At 40.9% G+C, this 12,712-nt stretch carries 18 protein-coding genes; 3 read left to right on the forward strand and 15 right to left on the reverse strand.

Features of this window, described 5'->3' with window-relative positions:
• Positions 1-86: 86 nt before the first annotated feature.
• The 5 genes from TY49_RS14140 to TY49_RS14160 are packed head-to-tail and all read right to left on the reverse strand — an operon-like array spanning position 87 to position 3,996.
• A complete protein-coding gene (locus TY49_RS14140; protein ID WP_041966556.1) occupies positions 87-1,220 on the reverse strand; it encodes a bifunctional cystathionine gamma-lyase/homocysteine desulfhydrase in 1,134 nt (377 codons plus the stop codon).
• Positions 1,221-2,144, reverse strand: coding sequence for a PLP-dependent cysteine synthase family protein (locus tag TY49_RS14145; protein ID WP_041966557.1), 924 nt, complete (start codon positions 2,142-2,144; stop codon positions 1,221-1,223).
• 15 nt (positions 2,145-2,159) lie between these two features.
• Entirely contained in the window at positions 2,160-2,627 is a 468-nt protein-coding gene (locus TY49_RS14150; RefSeq protein WP_041966558.1) for an S-ribosylhomocysteine lyase, read from the reverse strand.
• Complete coding sequence (gene mtnN, locus TY49_RS14155) at positions 2,627-3,325, reverse strand: 5'-methylthioadenosine/S-adenosylhomocysteine nucleosidase (protein ID WP_041966559.1); 699 nt, start codon at positions 3,323-3,325, stop codon at positions 2,627-2,629. The genes TY49_RS14150 and mtnN overlap by 1 nt, the downstream gene beginning before the upstream one ends.
• A 23-nt stretch (positions 3,326-3,348) precedes the next feature.
• Positions 3,349-3,996 carry a class I SAM-dependent DNA methyltransferase gene (locus tag TY49_RS14160; protein ID WP_041966560.1) on the reverse strand — a complete coding sequence of 216 codons (648 nt, stop codon included), beginning with the start codon at positions 3,994-3,996 and terminating at the stop codon, positions 3,349-3,351.
• A 193-nt stretch (positions 3,997-4,189) separates the two neighbouring features.
• Between TY49_RS14160 and TY49_RS14165 the strand changes: the two genes are divergently transcribed.
• Positions 4,190-4,549 (forward strand): response regulator transcription factor, encoded by a 360-nt coding sequence (locus TY49_RS14165; RefSeq protein ID WP_052442193.1) that lies wholly within the window; start codon positions 4,190-4,192, stop codon positions 4,547-4,549.
• Between the two features lie 78 nt (positions 4,550-4,627).
• On the opposite strand, the gene TY49_RS14170 is transcribed toward TY49_RS14165, so the two are convergent.
• The 4 genes from TY49_RS14170 to TY49_RS14185 form a co-directional block, all read right to left on the reverse strand.
• Positions 4,628-5,269 carry a Type 1 glutamine amidotransferase-like domain-containing protein gene (locus TY49_RS14170; RefSeq protein WP_052442194.1) on the reverse strand — a complete coding sequence of 214 codons (642 nt, stop codon included), beginning with the start codon at positions 5,267-5,269 and terminating at the stop codon, positions 4,628-4,630.
• A gap of 122 nt (positions 5,270-5,391) precedes the next feature.
• A complete protein-coding gene (locus TY49_RS14175; protein WP_041966561.1) occupies positions 5,392-6,687 on the reverse strand; it encodes an MFS transporter in 1,296 nt (431 codons plus the stop codon).
• Positions 6,688-6,776: 89 nt separating this feature from the next.
• Complete coding sequence (locus TY49_RS14180; RefSeq protein WP_041966562.1) at positions 6,777-7,151, reverse strand: DUF2750 domain-containing protein; 375 nt, start codon at positions 7,149-7,151, stop codon at positions 6,777-6,779.
• An 11-nt stretch (positions 7,152-7,162) separates the two neighbouring features.
• Positions 7,163-7,618 carry a GNAT family N-acetyltransferase gene (locus TY49_RS14185; protein ID WP_041966563.1) on the reverse strand — a complete coding sequence of 152 codons (456 nt, stop codon included), beginning with the start codon at positions 7,616-7,618 and terminating at the stop codon, positions 7,163-7,165.
• Between the two features lie 139 nt (positions 7,619-7,757).
• Here TY49_RS14185 and TY49_RS24710 point away from each other — a divergent pair, with 139 nt between their 5' ends.
• A complete protein-coding gene (locus tag TY49_RS24710) occupies positions 7,758-7,919 on the forward strand; it encodes a hypothetical protein (RefSeq protein WP_156972689.1) in 162 nt (53 codons plus the stop codon).
• 263 nt (positions 7,920-8,182) lie between these two features.
• Here TY49_RS24710 and TY49_RS14190 read toward each other — a convergent pair whose 3' ends face one another.
• Positions 8,183-8,398, reverse strand: coding sequence for a YneF family protein (locus TY49_RS14190; protein ID WP_041966564.1), 216 nt, complete (start codon positions 8,396-8,398; stop codon positions 8,183-8,185).
• A 158-nt stretch (positions 8,399-8,556) separates the two neighbouring features.
• Positions 8,557-8,997, reverse strand: coding sequence for a sporulation inhibitor of replication protein SirA (gene sirA / locus TY49_RS14195; RefSeq protein ID WP_041966565.1), 441 nt, complete (start codon positions 8,995-8,997; stop codon positions 8,557-8,559).
• Between the two features lie 253 nt (positions 8,998-9,250).
• Here sirA and TY49_RS14200 point away from each other — a divergent pair, with 253 nt between their 5' ends.
• Entirely contained in the window at positions 9,251-9,886 is a 636-nt protein-coding gene (locus tag TY49_RS14200; RefSeq protein WP_041966566.1) for an FMN-dependent NADH-azoreductase, read from the forward strand.
• Between the two features lie 39 nt (positions 9,887-9,925).
• Here TY49_RS14200 and TY49_RS24715 read toward each other — a convergent pair whose 3' ends face one another.
• The 4 genes from TY49_RS24715 to TY49_RS14215 form a co-directional block, all read right to left on the reverse strand.
• A complete protein-coding gene (locus TY49_RS24715) occupies positions 9,926-10,075 on the reverse strand; it encodes a hypothetical protein (RefSeq protein ID WP_156972690.1) in 150 nt (49 codons plus the stop codon).
• A gap of 150 nt (positions 10,076-10,225) precedes the next feature.
• The gene (locus TY49_RS14205) at positions 10,226-10,921 is read right to left on the reverse strand and encodes a lysozyme family protein (protein WP_041966567.1); all 696 of its coding nucleotides are present in this window, start codon (positions 10,919-10,921) and stop codon (positions 10,226-10,228) included.
• 107 nt (positions 10,922-11,028) lie between these two features.
• Positions 11,029-11,784, reverse strand: a complete 756-nt coding sequence (locus TY49_RS14210) for an SDR family NAD(P)-dependent oxidoreductase (RefSeq protein WP_084135496.1) — start codon at positions 11,782-11,784, stop codon at positions 11,029-11,031.
• A 161-nt stretch (positions 11,785-11,945) separates the two neighbouring features.
• Complete coding sequence (locus TY49_RS14215) at positions 11,946-12,470, reverse strand: CBO0543 family protein (RefSeq protein WP_041966568.1); 525 nt, start codon at positions 12,468-12,470, stop codon at positions 11,946-11,948.
• Positions 12,471-12,712: the final 242 nt, after the last annotated feature.

Below are 12,712 nucleotides of genomic sequence, written 5' to 3' on the forward strand. Positions count from 1 at the left end.
CTCAATTTTAGGGCGCCAATTAGCTTCATTGGTGACCTGTTTTCACAAATCTAAAATTTCAGGGCGCCAATCGGCTCAAGTGTCTTCTATTGTAACGCCTGCCCTAAATCCTCAATCAAATCCTCTACATCTTCAATTCCGACCGAGATTCTGATTAACCCGTCTGTAATACCTAATTCCGCTCGGCGCTCAGCCGGTATGGATGCATGGGTCATTTTTGCCGGAACAGAGATTAAGCTTTCTACTGCTCCAAGACTCTCAGCAAGGGTGAAATATTTAACCTTGCTCAGTACCTCTGCCGCTTTTTCACCGCTTCCTACATCAAAGCTGACCATGCCACCAAATCCTCCTGCCTGTTCTTTTGCGATTTCATGCTGAGGGTGAGATTCGAGACCTGGATAATAAATTTTTTCCACACTCTTGTGATCCGTTAGAAACTCGACAATCTTTTTGGTATTCGCCTCGTGTGCTTCCATCCGAAGACCCAAAGTCTTGATTCCCCTCACAAGCAGCCAGGAGTCCTGAGGCCCTAAAATTCCTCCGGTAGAGTTTTGGACAAAATGAAGATCATCAGCCAGCTGTTCATCGTTCACGACAACCAATCCAGCCACTACATCGCTATGCCCGCCTAGATATTTAGTTGCAGAATGAAGGACCATATCAGCACCCAGAGTCAACGGAATCTGCCAGTATGGTGTGCTGAAAGTATTGTCCACGATTGTCAGCAAGTCATTTTCTTTTGCCAGCTCTGCACATGCCTTGATGTCCGTTACCTTTAAAAGTGGATTTGTTGGTGTCTCGATATATAGAGCCTTGGTATTCGGCTGAACCGCTGCCTTTACCGCTTCAAGGTCTGTTGTATCCACAAATGTCGATTCAATTCCGACCCGGTTAAGGACCTTGTTCATAACCCTATATGTCCCGCCATAGACATCATCAGTCAAAATGATGTGGTCTCCTGAATTAAAGAGCATCATTACTGCTGTGATGGCCGCCATTCCAGAACCAAAGGCAAATCCTCTTTTCCCTTCCTCCAGATCCTTGATCAATTCTTCTAAAGCAAACCGGGTTGGATTGCCTGTCCGTGAATACTCATAGCCTTTATGGACTCCAACATCATCTTGCTTGTAAGTGCTTACCTGGTAAATTGGAAACGACACGGCTCCCGTAGTTTTATCTCCCGGAATACCGCCGTGGATCATTTTTGTTTTGCGTTTCATTCAAATTCCCCCCTCGTAGATTCTTTTGCTTAAATAACGCTCACTTCCGTCTGGAAAGACTGTAACGATTTTTGTGCCAGGAGGTGCTTTTCGTGCTTCTTGTAAAGCTGCGTGAAGAGCTGCACCAGATGAGCTTGCAGCAAGTATTCCCTCTTTAGCCGCGAGTTCTTTCACGATGTCAAATGCATCATTATCGGAAATGGTATAGATTTCATCAAATAAAGCAGAGTCCATATATGGCGGAAGAAATTCCATTCCGATTCCTTCAGTTTTATGGGGACCTGACTGGCCTCCATTCAGAATCGATCCTTCCGGTTCAACAATGACGGTCTTAATCATTGGATTTTTTTCCTTTAAAAATTTCGCTGTACCCATGAATGTTCCACCGGTACCTGCACCAGCTACGAAAATATCAATCTCACCAGTTACGTCTTGCCAAATCTCAGGTCCCAACGTCTTATAATAAGTTTCTGGGTTAGACGGATTTGAAAATTGGGATGGTGAATAGGAATTAGGAATTTCTTTCAGCAAATTTTCCGTTTTGCGGATTGCTCCAGCCATCCCTTCCGAGGTAGGTGTATGGATGATATTAGCGCCAAGAGCCCTCATGACCGTCTGTTTTTCAATGCTGAATTTTTCCGGCACTACAAAAATAACATCAATTCCTTTGTTGATCGCTGCCAACGCCAGACCGATACCCGTATTTCCTGCAGTTGGCTCGATTAGTGTACCGCCTTTTTCCAACTTACCTGTACGGAATGCCTCTTCGATTAGCTCTATCCCTAGTCGGTCCTTAATGCTGCCTCCTGGATTTAAGTATTCCAGCTTTGCGTATAAGCGGACATCGCTAGGCAAATGGAATTGGGTAAGCTCAACCATTGGTGTATGCCCTATCAATTCATGGATACTGCGGTAAACCGTCATTGCATTTAACTCTCCTTATTCAGCAAATACCTGGCGCCATTCATCTTTCTTTTCCAGCATTTTTGCTGCAATTTCTTTTGCTCCCTCAAGGCTGTGGCTCGCTGCCCAGCCGCACTGGATTTCATTGCAGGCAGGAACCTCATCTGCCTCAAGCACATCATTCAGAGTTTGTTCTAACACTTCAAGAATATTGTCGTAATCATCATGGTTGATCACCGATAGATAAAACCCCGTCTGGCAGCCCATCGGACTAATATCTACGACACTGGCATGATGATTACGAATATTTTCTGCCATAAGATGCTCGAGCGAGTGAAGGCCAGGCATTTCCATATGCTCCTTGTTCGGCTGGCAGAATCGAATATCATACTTATGTATGACATCGCCACTTGCGCCCTGTGTTGTTCCTGCCAATCGGATATATGGTGCCGCCACCTTCGTGTGATCTAAATTAAAGCTTTCAACATTCATTTTCTTTACCATTACCTCTTCAGCTCCTCTAACATTAGTAAAATCAGTTCTGCGGAATTTTTTGCGGCCGTTTCCAAGAATTGATCAAACGAAATATTTGATTCCTTCCCTGCAATATCGGAAAGTGACCTGATGATAACAAATGGGACTTCGAACTGATGGGCTACCTGGGCTATCGCTGCTGCTTCCATTTCTGCTGCATACAAATCAGGCAGCTTGGTCCTGATGAATTCTACCCTCTCCGGGTCGTTCATGAAGGAATCACCTGAAGCGATCAATCCTTTAACAATCTGGATGCCATCAATCTTTTCAGCACTCTTTAACGCTACCGTGACAAGCTTTTCATCTGGGGTGAAGTAAGCAGGCATCCTTGGTACCTGGCCATATTCGTATCCAAAGATAGTTACATCAACATCGTGATGCCTTACTTCTGTCGAGATGATGACATCACCAACATTTAGGTTTTTGTGAAAACCGCCTGCAGAACCTGTATTGATGATGACATCGGGTTGGAATTTATCAATAAGGATCGCTGTCCCCATTGCCGCATTTACTTTGCCGATTCCTGACTTAAGCAGGACTACTTGCAAGCTATCAATCTCTCCTTGATAAAATTCACTACCAGCAAGATACGTATCTTCCCTGTTTTTGAGTTTACTGCGAAGCAAATCTACTTCTTCATCCATTGCACCAATAATCCCAACTCTCATCGTGCCTCTCCCCCATACTATCTTTACTTTTTATTTTCTTTCACGGCTTCCATTACCCAAACATAGGAGTTTAACTTTTCAAAATTAACCTGGAAGCCATGTATCTCGAAGATCTGCTTTAGTACCTCAAGAGTCGTATAGTGCTCACTCTGCAGATCCTTAAGGAGATTCTCGTATCCTTGTTCCTTTACTATCCTATGCCTTTCATTACGGTCTCTTTCATTTAAAAAAACAGTATCCGCAAATACGATCTTTCCACCTGTTTCTAACATTTCGCTGTATAGCTTTATGGCGGTATCCTTTTCATCATCAGTTAAATGATGAAAAGCATAGGTACTGACAATTGAATCTATTTTTCCAGGAAGATTTGGAAATTGAATAAAATCTCCATCGTATAATTCTAGATTCATGAACCGAGCCTTCGTTTTTTCCCTCATGACTTTTGAAGGCTCTACTCCATATACCTCTCTGCCCAAGCCGATTAGTTTTTCGGTAAGATTTCCTGTCCCAACACCAAATTCAAGTACCCTACCCTTTGACTTTTGAGCTACTAATTTTAAAATTCCCTCGTAATTTTCAAAAACATCTTTATATTCAGCGTCTTGCCCAGAAACCGTCTCGTCGTAAAACTCTGCCCATTCGTCAAACAAGGGGATAAATTCCCTGCCCAAATTATTCACCCGCTTTTTAATTATTATAATTCCTATATGTATAGTATGAATTAAAATATTATAGGTCACATATTAGCACACTCAATTTTCTAAATCAATTTATTTTATCGGGATGAAATTCCCTTTGCATCGAAGAAAACAACTCAATAATAGTGTATACTTACTATAAACAAAGACATTTCAGGGGGAAAACATGGGAAAGAGAGTGCTAGTTGCTGAGGATGAGCAAAGAATTAGCCATTTATTAAAGATGTACTTAGAAAGAGAAGAATTTGTTGTGGAAGTCGCGGACAATGGCGATGAAGCTTTGGAGAAAGCGCTGCAGGATTCCTTTGACATCATCATCCTGGACATTTTAATGCCTGGAAGAGATGGTTTTTCAGTATTGGAGGAAGTCAGGAAAAATAAAGACACACCCGTGATCATGCTTTCTGCTAAAGGGGAAGCTCATGACCTCAAACGAGGAGAAGAATTAGGGGCCAGCGAATACATTTTGAAGCCATTCAGCCCCAAGGATGTAGTTTCGAAGATAAAAATGCTACTAAATCTATAATCTAAAAATAAGTTGAAACTTCAATATACGCAAAGCCCTCCTTGGTCATTTCTTCCTGGAGGGCTTTGCGTTAGCTTTTTATTTGATAATCTTCCCTTTACGAATTTCACTTATTGCTCCAAACAATTCAACATGATTGTCTTTGATGACAATTCCGTCTCCGTCAGCACATGTAAAAATGCTGGATTCCTCCTGCAAAGAATAACTTAGTAATTTTTCCAGCAGTTGTTCATTTTCTTGCCAGTGCGGCATGAACTCAAAATCCACTAAATTCAGGCCATCAAGCTGTTCTAACTTGACTTCATTTTCATCATAGAAGGAGGCTATCTTGATTGTTTTCGACATTATGATACTCCCTGCACTCACCCCGGTTAACAACTTTCCTTCTAGAACCATTTGTTTTAAATAGACATTAATGTTTTTATCCTGCAGATTCTTCAAAAAATAATATGTATTACCTCCTGATAAGAAAACGCCGTCACAGCTTTTAAACTCCTCAAGCTGGTACTCCTGATACTCCTCATCTACATCAAAATAAAAGAAGTCGGTAATACCCAGAGCCATGAATTCAGGCTTCACTTTTTCGAAATAGATTCTTTCCTTATCTGTTTGCGAGGGAATATAAGCGAGCTTAAAAGGCTTGGGACCTATTAATTCCTTGATTGTATTTGTTAAATCAATATTGTTGCTCAAACTACTCATTAACACTAAATTAGCCATATATAATACCAACTCTTTTCCAAAAGATTTATCAAAGTTAGTAAATTCGACAGGTGAATGATAAAACCTGCAATTGAAGTAACAAAAAGAGCCTGGAACATCCAGACTCATCAGAAAAACAGTTACTTTCTATTCGACCAAACCACAAATGGTATTAAAACTAAGGATAGTACGCCTCCTGCAAGCGACAGGAAGGCAAAGCTTGAATTCGCAACGACCATCCCGGAAAGCATCCCGCCCGTGGCTCCCGACAAAGCGACCATCACATCCACAGTTCCTTGCATTTTTGCGCGGTTCGTTGGATTTGTCGCATCGACAAGCAGTGCGGTTCCGCTGATCAGGCCAAAATTCCAGCCGAGACCGAGCAGAATGAGTGCCAGGGTGATCCACAGCATAGATTCACCCGGAGCAACCGCAGCCATAACCCCGGAAATCAGCAGTGTAACGCCTGAAGCGACCGCCATCGTCCCGCGTCCGACCTTATCAACAAGTACACCAGTCAATAGAGAAGGAAGATACATAGCTCCAATATGGAACCCAATTACCATCCCAACAGCGCTTAAACCATGTCCATGGCTGCCCATATGCACCGGAGTCATCGTCATAATCGCTACCATTACCATTTGGGTGAGGACCATAATAAGGGCTGCAACTCCGATACCCCTTTTATCCGTTACGAGTTCTTCCTCTACATAATCAGGAGAGCTTGCTTTTGCATTCCGTTCTGCCAATGCAATCGCCCTGGCAACCACAAACGGATCTGGACGGAGGAAAAACAATAGCACTAATCCAGCAACGATATAGGCTGCGGCTGCGAGAATGAATGGTCCGGACAAAGCCGGCACCCCTACAGAAATTGCAAACTCCCCCATTACCTCGACAAGGTTAGGACCAGCTACAGCACCAAACGTAGTGGACACCATCGCGATACTGACTGCTGTCGCACGTTGTTTCGAACTGGCTAGATCCGTCCCTGCATATCGTGCCTGTAAATTTGTCGCACTTCCAGCACCGTATATTAAAAGCGCAGCAAAAAGCAAAAAGATATTATTCGTGACTGCTGCAATGATCACCCCAATTGCGCCAATTCCGCCTGTTAAAAATCCTGAAGCCAGGCCCGCGCGCCTGCCATAGTGTTGCGAAAGACGTCCTACAACGAGAGCCGCTCCAGCAGATCCCAGGGTGAAAAGAGCTATCGGAAGACCGGCGACACTATCCGTGCCAAGCATATCTTTAGCCAACAGCGCACCCACAGTAATACCTGCAGCAAGACCTGCACCGCCGAAAATCTGGGATAAAACAACTATTAATAATGTCCTTTTATATAAAGCTTTTTGTTTTTCAGGTGATTCTACATAAGCTTGCAGCCACTCGGGTTGACTCTCCAAAGCCGCTGCATCTTCAGTTTGACGTGACATTTTTTCAGCTCTCTCTTTCTTAAAATCATGATGTTGCAATTATACCATATCGGGTATATTATGGATATCATTTAAATTTAATCTTAAATTCAATACTTCTCCAGCTCAGCTGCTAAATCTTCCATCAGTGTGTCCACATCGATTAAGGCAGAATCTGTGTCCGTTGGAAAAATGGAAGGTTTGACTCCGTCAGATTTCATCCCCGGAAGCCACTTTTCAAGGAAGTGGTCCAATTCAATTCTTTTTGGACTAAAGCCTTCCCATTCTTTCTTCGCAAAGGTTTCTGCGAACTTCTCATTAGGGAAGAATGGGAGCAGTGTATTGCCCAAGTCATCTTGAGCAGTTGCCCAGCCTTCGTTATATAGTCCCCAAACCTCTTCATAATCTGCTGTTTTTTTAATGAAGTATTCATACCTTTTAGCAGCCGGCTGCCTGATGACTGCTTCAAATTCATGTTGATTCAATTACAGCCCTCCTATCGATGTCCATCTTTACGTGCCTGGATGTATCCATAATACGAACAAGTACCATTTTGCGAAAGATCCTTTACCTCAAAGCCGCATTTGTCATAAAAGCTGAAGTTATTGGCAGAAGTGTGGGCAAACCAGTCTCCATGCGGAAGTTTTTGTACGCAAAGCTGCACGAGTTTCTGGCCAATACCTTTTCCACGATATTCCGATAAAACTGCCAGGTCCATAATGTTCGCTGCCATAATCTGATCCGAGATGACCCTGACCATCCCGATCATTTCATTTTGGTCCCACACTGTAAATGCCCAGGTGGAATTCTTGAATATCAGTGAAAACTTTTCCTTTTGCCAATCTGGAGTGTTCCTTACCCAGCCCGCGTCTTCAAAAAGCTTCTCAACCTTTTCCGCCGGTATTCCTTCCGTGCCTTCCCGTATGACAAGTCCATTGAAATATTGATACATATATAATCCCCTTTTTAAAATTCATTAGGTTTCATATTCTGTATTTGCCAATAGATGTCCTGCCATTGTTTAACATTTGCTGTTGTCCGGTTATTTTGTTCTTTGATTACAAAGCCTAATTATAGGAGGTGTATTTTCAATGGTAAGAATCCATAATCCAGTTAAAGGTGACAAAAACAAAGTCGGTGCTGACGGCCAGCTTCATGGAGGCGTAATGGAAACTGCGGACGAATTTTTTGATTCTATTTTTCAGCAAGGCGCTAAAACTAAGACTGCAGACAAACCAAACAAACAAAAATAACGCCATTTCCGGCGTTATTTTTATCTAGTTATTTTTAATGTTTGCAATGTAGTAACTTCTTCTTGGACAATTCAATCCAATCTCCACCTCAAAATGTCCATTAAACCCTTCTTCTTAGACATTTCAATCCGATCCAAACCTCAAAATGTCTATTAAAACCATCTTCTTAGACATTTTTACTCCATCCAAACATTGAAATGTCCTTAAGAGACTCTACAAATAAGAAAAGCACTCATCGCTAATGAATGAGTGCTTGTCCTTTATTATTTTCCTGTCTGCTTGTTCATTGCTGACATCATTTGATTGATTTTCTTCTGGGATGGTTTCATACCCATCTGCATCATCATCATTTTAAGCATTTGTTCGTTGATTGGCGGATTTTTCTTCAAGTAGCTCTCCATATATTTACGAGCAATGAAAAATCCTAGAGCTACACCGACAACCAATGCCAGTATACCAACTAGAATTAGATCCCACATAAAAACTTCCTCCTTCATGTTGTCTAACATACAGTGTACTAAACCAACAGTTATTATACAATATCTGTAGGTTTTTTTCTCTATTAAATGAACTCATTTTGAAAACTTTTTGCATTTACTTCATAATTAATGCACTAAAAACAATGCATCAACCTTCATTATACATATTTACGTTCTTTAATCGGCTTGAGCCAGCCGTATTTGTTTGATTTGAGATCGATAGCCAGGAATGATGATTCACATTTCCGGAGGATTTCAAAAAAGACTGTTTCCGCGTCGACTTGCCCATGGGAATCCAATTCTAGCCATCTCTCATGGACTCTAAGGGTGGCTGAACTGTTATTTGTGTTATTTTCATAAATATATGTGCCGTTCTCAACATGAAATCCTTTTGCCTTCGAAAGCTGTTGATGCAGGAGCTGATGGATGCGGAGCACAGGAATGGATTTTGTAACAAACTTGACTTGCTTGGCAATGATAGACTTCAGGTCATCGTTTGCTTGACTATATTCTAAAAACAATTGATAAAACATCCGTTCTCTTCCGAAATAATGGGAGGCAAATTCATCTTCTATTAGATATAGCTGGTAGGATCTCATTTGATCCCCTCCTCTGCAGACAAGCTTTTGTCTTTATTATAGGAAAACGCTCGGTCTGCGTTTGTCTAAAGATGCCGAAAAAAACCACTAATTATGTCGAATTCAAAACTTTCTTACTTTTTCATTATAAAATCCAAAATTTCCGTTGTCACGGAATTAGAAGTTTATCAACTTTTTATGTAAAAAAAGGAATACTAGGTTGTAATCAGGGGAATATATCAATGTTAATCAGAAAGAGAAAGGATGACTATGCATGGCTACAGTACTTTATATTACAGCGAACCCAAAACCGGTTGAGGAATCGTTCAGTTTATCGGTTGGGGAGGAGTTTATTAAGGCCTATCGTGAAAACAATCCTGAGGATGAAGTCGTCAGATTGGACCTTTATAAAATGGACGTTCCATTCATTGATACAGACGTTTTCAGTGGCTGGGGCAAATTACAGCAAGGGTCAGCTTTCGAACAGCTTAGTGACGATGAAAAACAAAAAGTCAGCTCGATTAATCAGCTGACAGACCAATTTATCTCCGGAGATAAGTACATCTTTGCGACTCCATTATGGAATTTCAGTTTCCCTCCAAAAATGAAAGCTTACATTGACAATATTGCAATCGCTGGTAAGACATTTAAGTATACTGCAGAAGGACCGGTTGGTTTGCTAGGTGGTAAAAAAGCCCTTCATATCCAGGCACGAGGCGGTGTTTATTCAGAGGGTCCTGCTAAAGATCTGGAATTTGGTGACCGTTATCTTCGTGCAGTTCTTGCCTTTATGGGTGTGACTGATGTTGAAACACTGGCGATAGAAGGTATGGCAGCTACGCCTGATAAAGCTCAGGAAATCAAGCAACAAGCGATTCAACGCGCGAACGAGCTTGCTAAACAATTTTAAACCAGCAAAAAAGCCTGTTTTCAGGCTTTTTTTACTGAATTATTTTACTCCATCCAATGGAATGTCCTTCCGATGGTCGAAATTGAAAACAGCATTTTTCGAGATTTCCTGTTCTTCAAAGTTCCCTTGTTGAGCCGCCTGATTTACTGCCGCGCCGTCCAGTGGAATGTCCTTTCCATATTCAAACATATACACACACCTCCTGATTATTAGTATAGGTATTTGTTACTAATATATTTACCGTGTTCATTCTTTTTTCCTGCTTTATCCGAAAAATTTTCTTTAATAAAAAAACACCCGAATATTCGGATGTTTTAACTGGTTATCATATCAATCAATTTAAAAAGAACGCTTCGTACTTGCCTCGTTTAAATCAGCTGGAATGCTCACCGTTATTGATTCCATATGTTTCGCAACCTTTGTGCTATAGGTAAAATCACCATAGCAATAAGGATAACGGAAATTGTTCTTATCACCGCCGCAATCATATGTTTGGGGATTTTTTTCAACCTGGATCATCGAAAATTTCTTTGCCAGCTCCTCGCTATGCTTACCACCGTTTTTTGCTACAAAATCAATATAGCCAATTCCCATATTGTATGACTGGATGACTGTGGGGAAGTCCACTTGCTTCTTATCTCCATACTCTACAACTCGATTGAAATACTTTACACCTTGTTGGACGCTTTGTTTAGGATCCTGAATCGTATTTGGTGCCAGGCCAGCAGATTCAGAGGCTTGCATAGGATCACCGCCCTTCCCCTGGCTTTCCTGCATCATTAAAGCTGCGACTGTAATGGTATGTCCGTCCAGCCCAACCTTTTTTAATTCTTCCTCAATCATCGGAGTATACTTGGCAACTTCTGCAATTGAACTATTCACACCTACATTCATTTTTTTGAAACTCTGATTATATAAATCCAGGAATCTATCAAGCAGGAAAAAAACAATAAAGGCAATAAATAATAAGATTGCCAGATTGAAGTTTCTCTGGACTTGCTTTTTCTTTTTGGGGTTCTTTTTCGTGTATTTCATCCATTACTTCTCTCCCAATTACGTACTTTCTCCTCCTCCTATTCTATAAAAAAATATTGAAAGTTGAAAGGGAGCCGCAATCATTTTTGCAGCTCCCTCTTATTTAATTATTCTTCATAGATCATTTTACGTGTCATTCCACCATCGATTACCAGGTCCTGTCCATTTATAAATTCGTTATCTGGGTCAGCTAAATAGAGGCAGGCTTTAGCTATATCCTCGGGTTTCCCTACACGGTTAGACCAATGCTGAAGATGGTCCTTCTCCCTGAGCTCATCATAGTCCTCTGTTTGAATCCAGCCAGGACTTATAGAATTGACAGCGATCCCCTTCTCTTGAAGAGAAGCTGCCAGTGCATGGGTCAATGCAACGATCCCGCCTTTGGATGAAGCATAAGCTTCTGAGTTCGGCTCAGACATTGTTGCTCTTGTAGAAGCAATATTGATGATCCGGCCTCCTGCCTCCATCCTGCGTGCAGCTTCACGCGAACCAATGAAAACACTCCTTAGATTCGTGAACACTACATCCTCCCATTCGGCAGTCGTCAGCTCAAATAGAGGCTTGAATCTTGATACGCCGGCATTATTGATTAAAATATTAATTTTACCGAAATCATTTACTACACATTCTACTAGATTTAAAATTTCTTCTTCTTCCCTTACGTCTGTTTTATAAAAGGCGGCTTTTCCGCTTAAGCCTTCCAGCTCGAGGACAACTTCCTCCCCCATTTTCTCATCTTTATCTGCAATGCAAACAATAGCCTGTTTCTCAACAAAAGCCTTCGCTATTCCCCTGCCAATCCCATTTGCTCCACCAGTAATGATAACTACCTTTCCCGCTAAACTTCCTGTCATTTCTTTCATCCCTTTCATAACATTTATCCTTATACCATTTCCCGTTTTAATTCATCTTCACTCTTATCAAGACTTGTTTGGCTGGCATTTTCACCAGTGTACTATAAATAAGGTGCCATCATTTTGTTATGAAGGATGTTTTTCATTATTTCCAATGAAGCAGAGGCAGCTTATTTCATTTTTTCAATAGGAACATTAAAGACATTAAGCAGATAGATTATCCAAGGGATTGACAATCCCCATGCTAAAAGAGGATTTTTGAAATGAACCCTCAGCAATGAGAACATAACGAAATTGAACAGAAGAGACCAGCCAATATTCCAGCCATGGTGATGATTTATTAAATTTAAGTACTTTTCATTGATAAACTCCACGAATGTATAAAGGAACCCCCAAAATGATATCCACGCTAGCTTCTTCCAGCGGGTTTGAGGAAATCTGCCAAGATACAAAAGAATCGTGGAAGGATAAACAATTACAATAATCATAATGGATATAATAGTATGATTCCTTAGTATGACTTCACCCATAATGGTCTCTTGATAGGTCCACATTGAATAATTGTAAAGCAACGCAAATTTTAATAGATCTCCGGTAATAAAGTAAAGAATCGTGGAATAATAATCCCGCCAATGCTTCCAATCACCCCAAATGATTCCCGCTATTAGAAACAAACCATTGTAAATAAAATGCATAAGGAACACTCCAGCTATTTTTTAATAGCTTTTCCAATATCTTAGGATTCATAAAAGTTATTTTATATTCTAGACAACTGTGTGTACTACCTAAAGAAATATTAATATTGAATAAGTAAAAAATTATCGCGTGCGTAATCATGGGTAAACGACCTGAATAAATTTCAATGAAAATATATTAGTGATTAGGTTTGAGAGAATCTTCAAGAGGATTTATTAGTCACTAGCTAGTGTACGGTTTT

The sequence above is a fragment of the Mesobacillus selenatarsenatis SF-1 genome (assembly GCF_000813125.1).
Lineage (GTDB): Bacteria > Bacillota > Bacilli > Bacillales > Cytobacillaceae > Mesobacillus > Mesobacillus selenatarsenatis.

Coding starts and splice junctions, on each gene's coding strand:
- TY49_RS14140 (WP_041966556.1), bottom strand. CDS start 1,220: ATGAAACGCAAAACAAAAATGATCCACGGCGGTATTCCGGGAGATAAA.
- TY49_RS14145 (WP_041966557.1), bottom strand. CDS start 2,144: ATGACGGTTTACCGCAGTATCCATGAATTGATAGGGCATACACCAATG.
- TY49_RS14150 (WP_041966558.1), bottom strand. CDS start 2,627: ATGGTAAAGAAAATGAATGTTGAAAGCTTTAATTTAGATCACACGAAG.
- mtnN (WP_041966559.1), bottom strand. CDS start 3,325: ATGAGAGTTGGGATTATTGGTGCAATGGATGAAGAAGTAGATTTGCTT.
- TY49_RS14165 (WP_052442193.1), top strand. CDS start 4,190: ATGGGAAAGAGAGTGCTAGTTGCTGAGGATGAGCAAAGAATTAGCCAT.
- TY49_RS14170 (WP_052442194.1), bottom strand. CDS start 5,269: ATGGCTAATTTAGTGTTAATGAGTAGTTTGAGCAACAATATTGATTTA.
- TY49_RS14175 (WP_041966561.1), bottom strand. CDS start 6,687: ATGTCACGTCAAACTGAAGATGCAGCGGCTTTGGAGAGTCAACCCGAG.
- TY49_RS14185 (WP_041966563.1), bottom strand. CDS start 7,618: ATGTATCAATATTTCAATGGACTTGTCATACGGGAAGGCACGGAAGGA.
- TY49_RS24710 (WP_156972689.1), top strand. CDS start 7,758: ATGGTAAGAATCCATAATCCAGTTAAAGGTGACAAAAACAAAGTCGGT.
- TY49_RS14190 (WP_041966564.1), bottom strand. CDS start 8,398: ATGTGGGATCTAATTCTAGTTGGTATACTGGCATTGGTTGTCGGTGTA.
- sirA (WP_041966565.1), bottom strand. CDS start 8,997: ATGAGATCCTACCAGCTATATCTAATAGAAGATGAATTTGCCTCCCAT.
- TY49_RS14200 (WP_041966566.1), top strand. CDS start 9,251: ATGGCTACAGTACTTTATATTACAGCGAACCCAAAACCGGTTGAGGAA.
- TY49_RS24715 (WP_156972690.1), bottom strand. CDS start 10,075: ATGTTTGAATATGGAAAGGACATTCCACTGGACGGCGCGGCAGTAAAT.
- TY49_RS14205 (WP_041966567.1), bottom strand. CDS start 10,921: ATGAAATACACGAAAAAGAACCCCAAAAAGAAAAAGCAAGTCCAGAGA.
- TY49_RS14210 (WP_084135496.1), bottom strand. CDS start 11,784: ATGAAAGAAATGACAGGAAGTTTAGCGGGAAAGGTAGTTATCATTACT.
- TY49_RS14215 (WP_041966568.1), bottom strand. CDS start 12,470: ATGCATTTTATTTACAATGGTTTGTTTCTAATAGCGGGAATCATTTGG.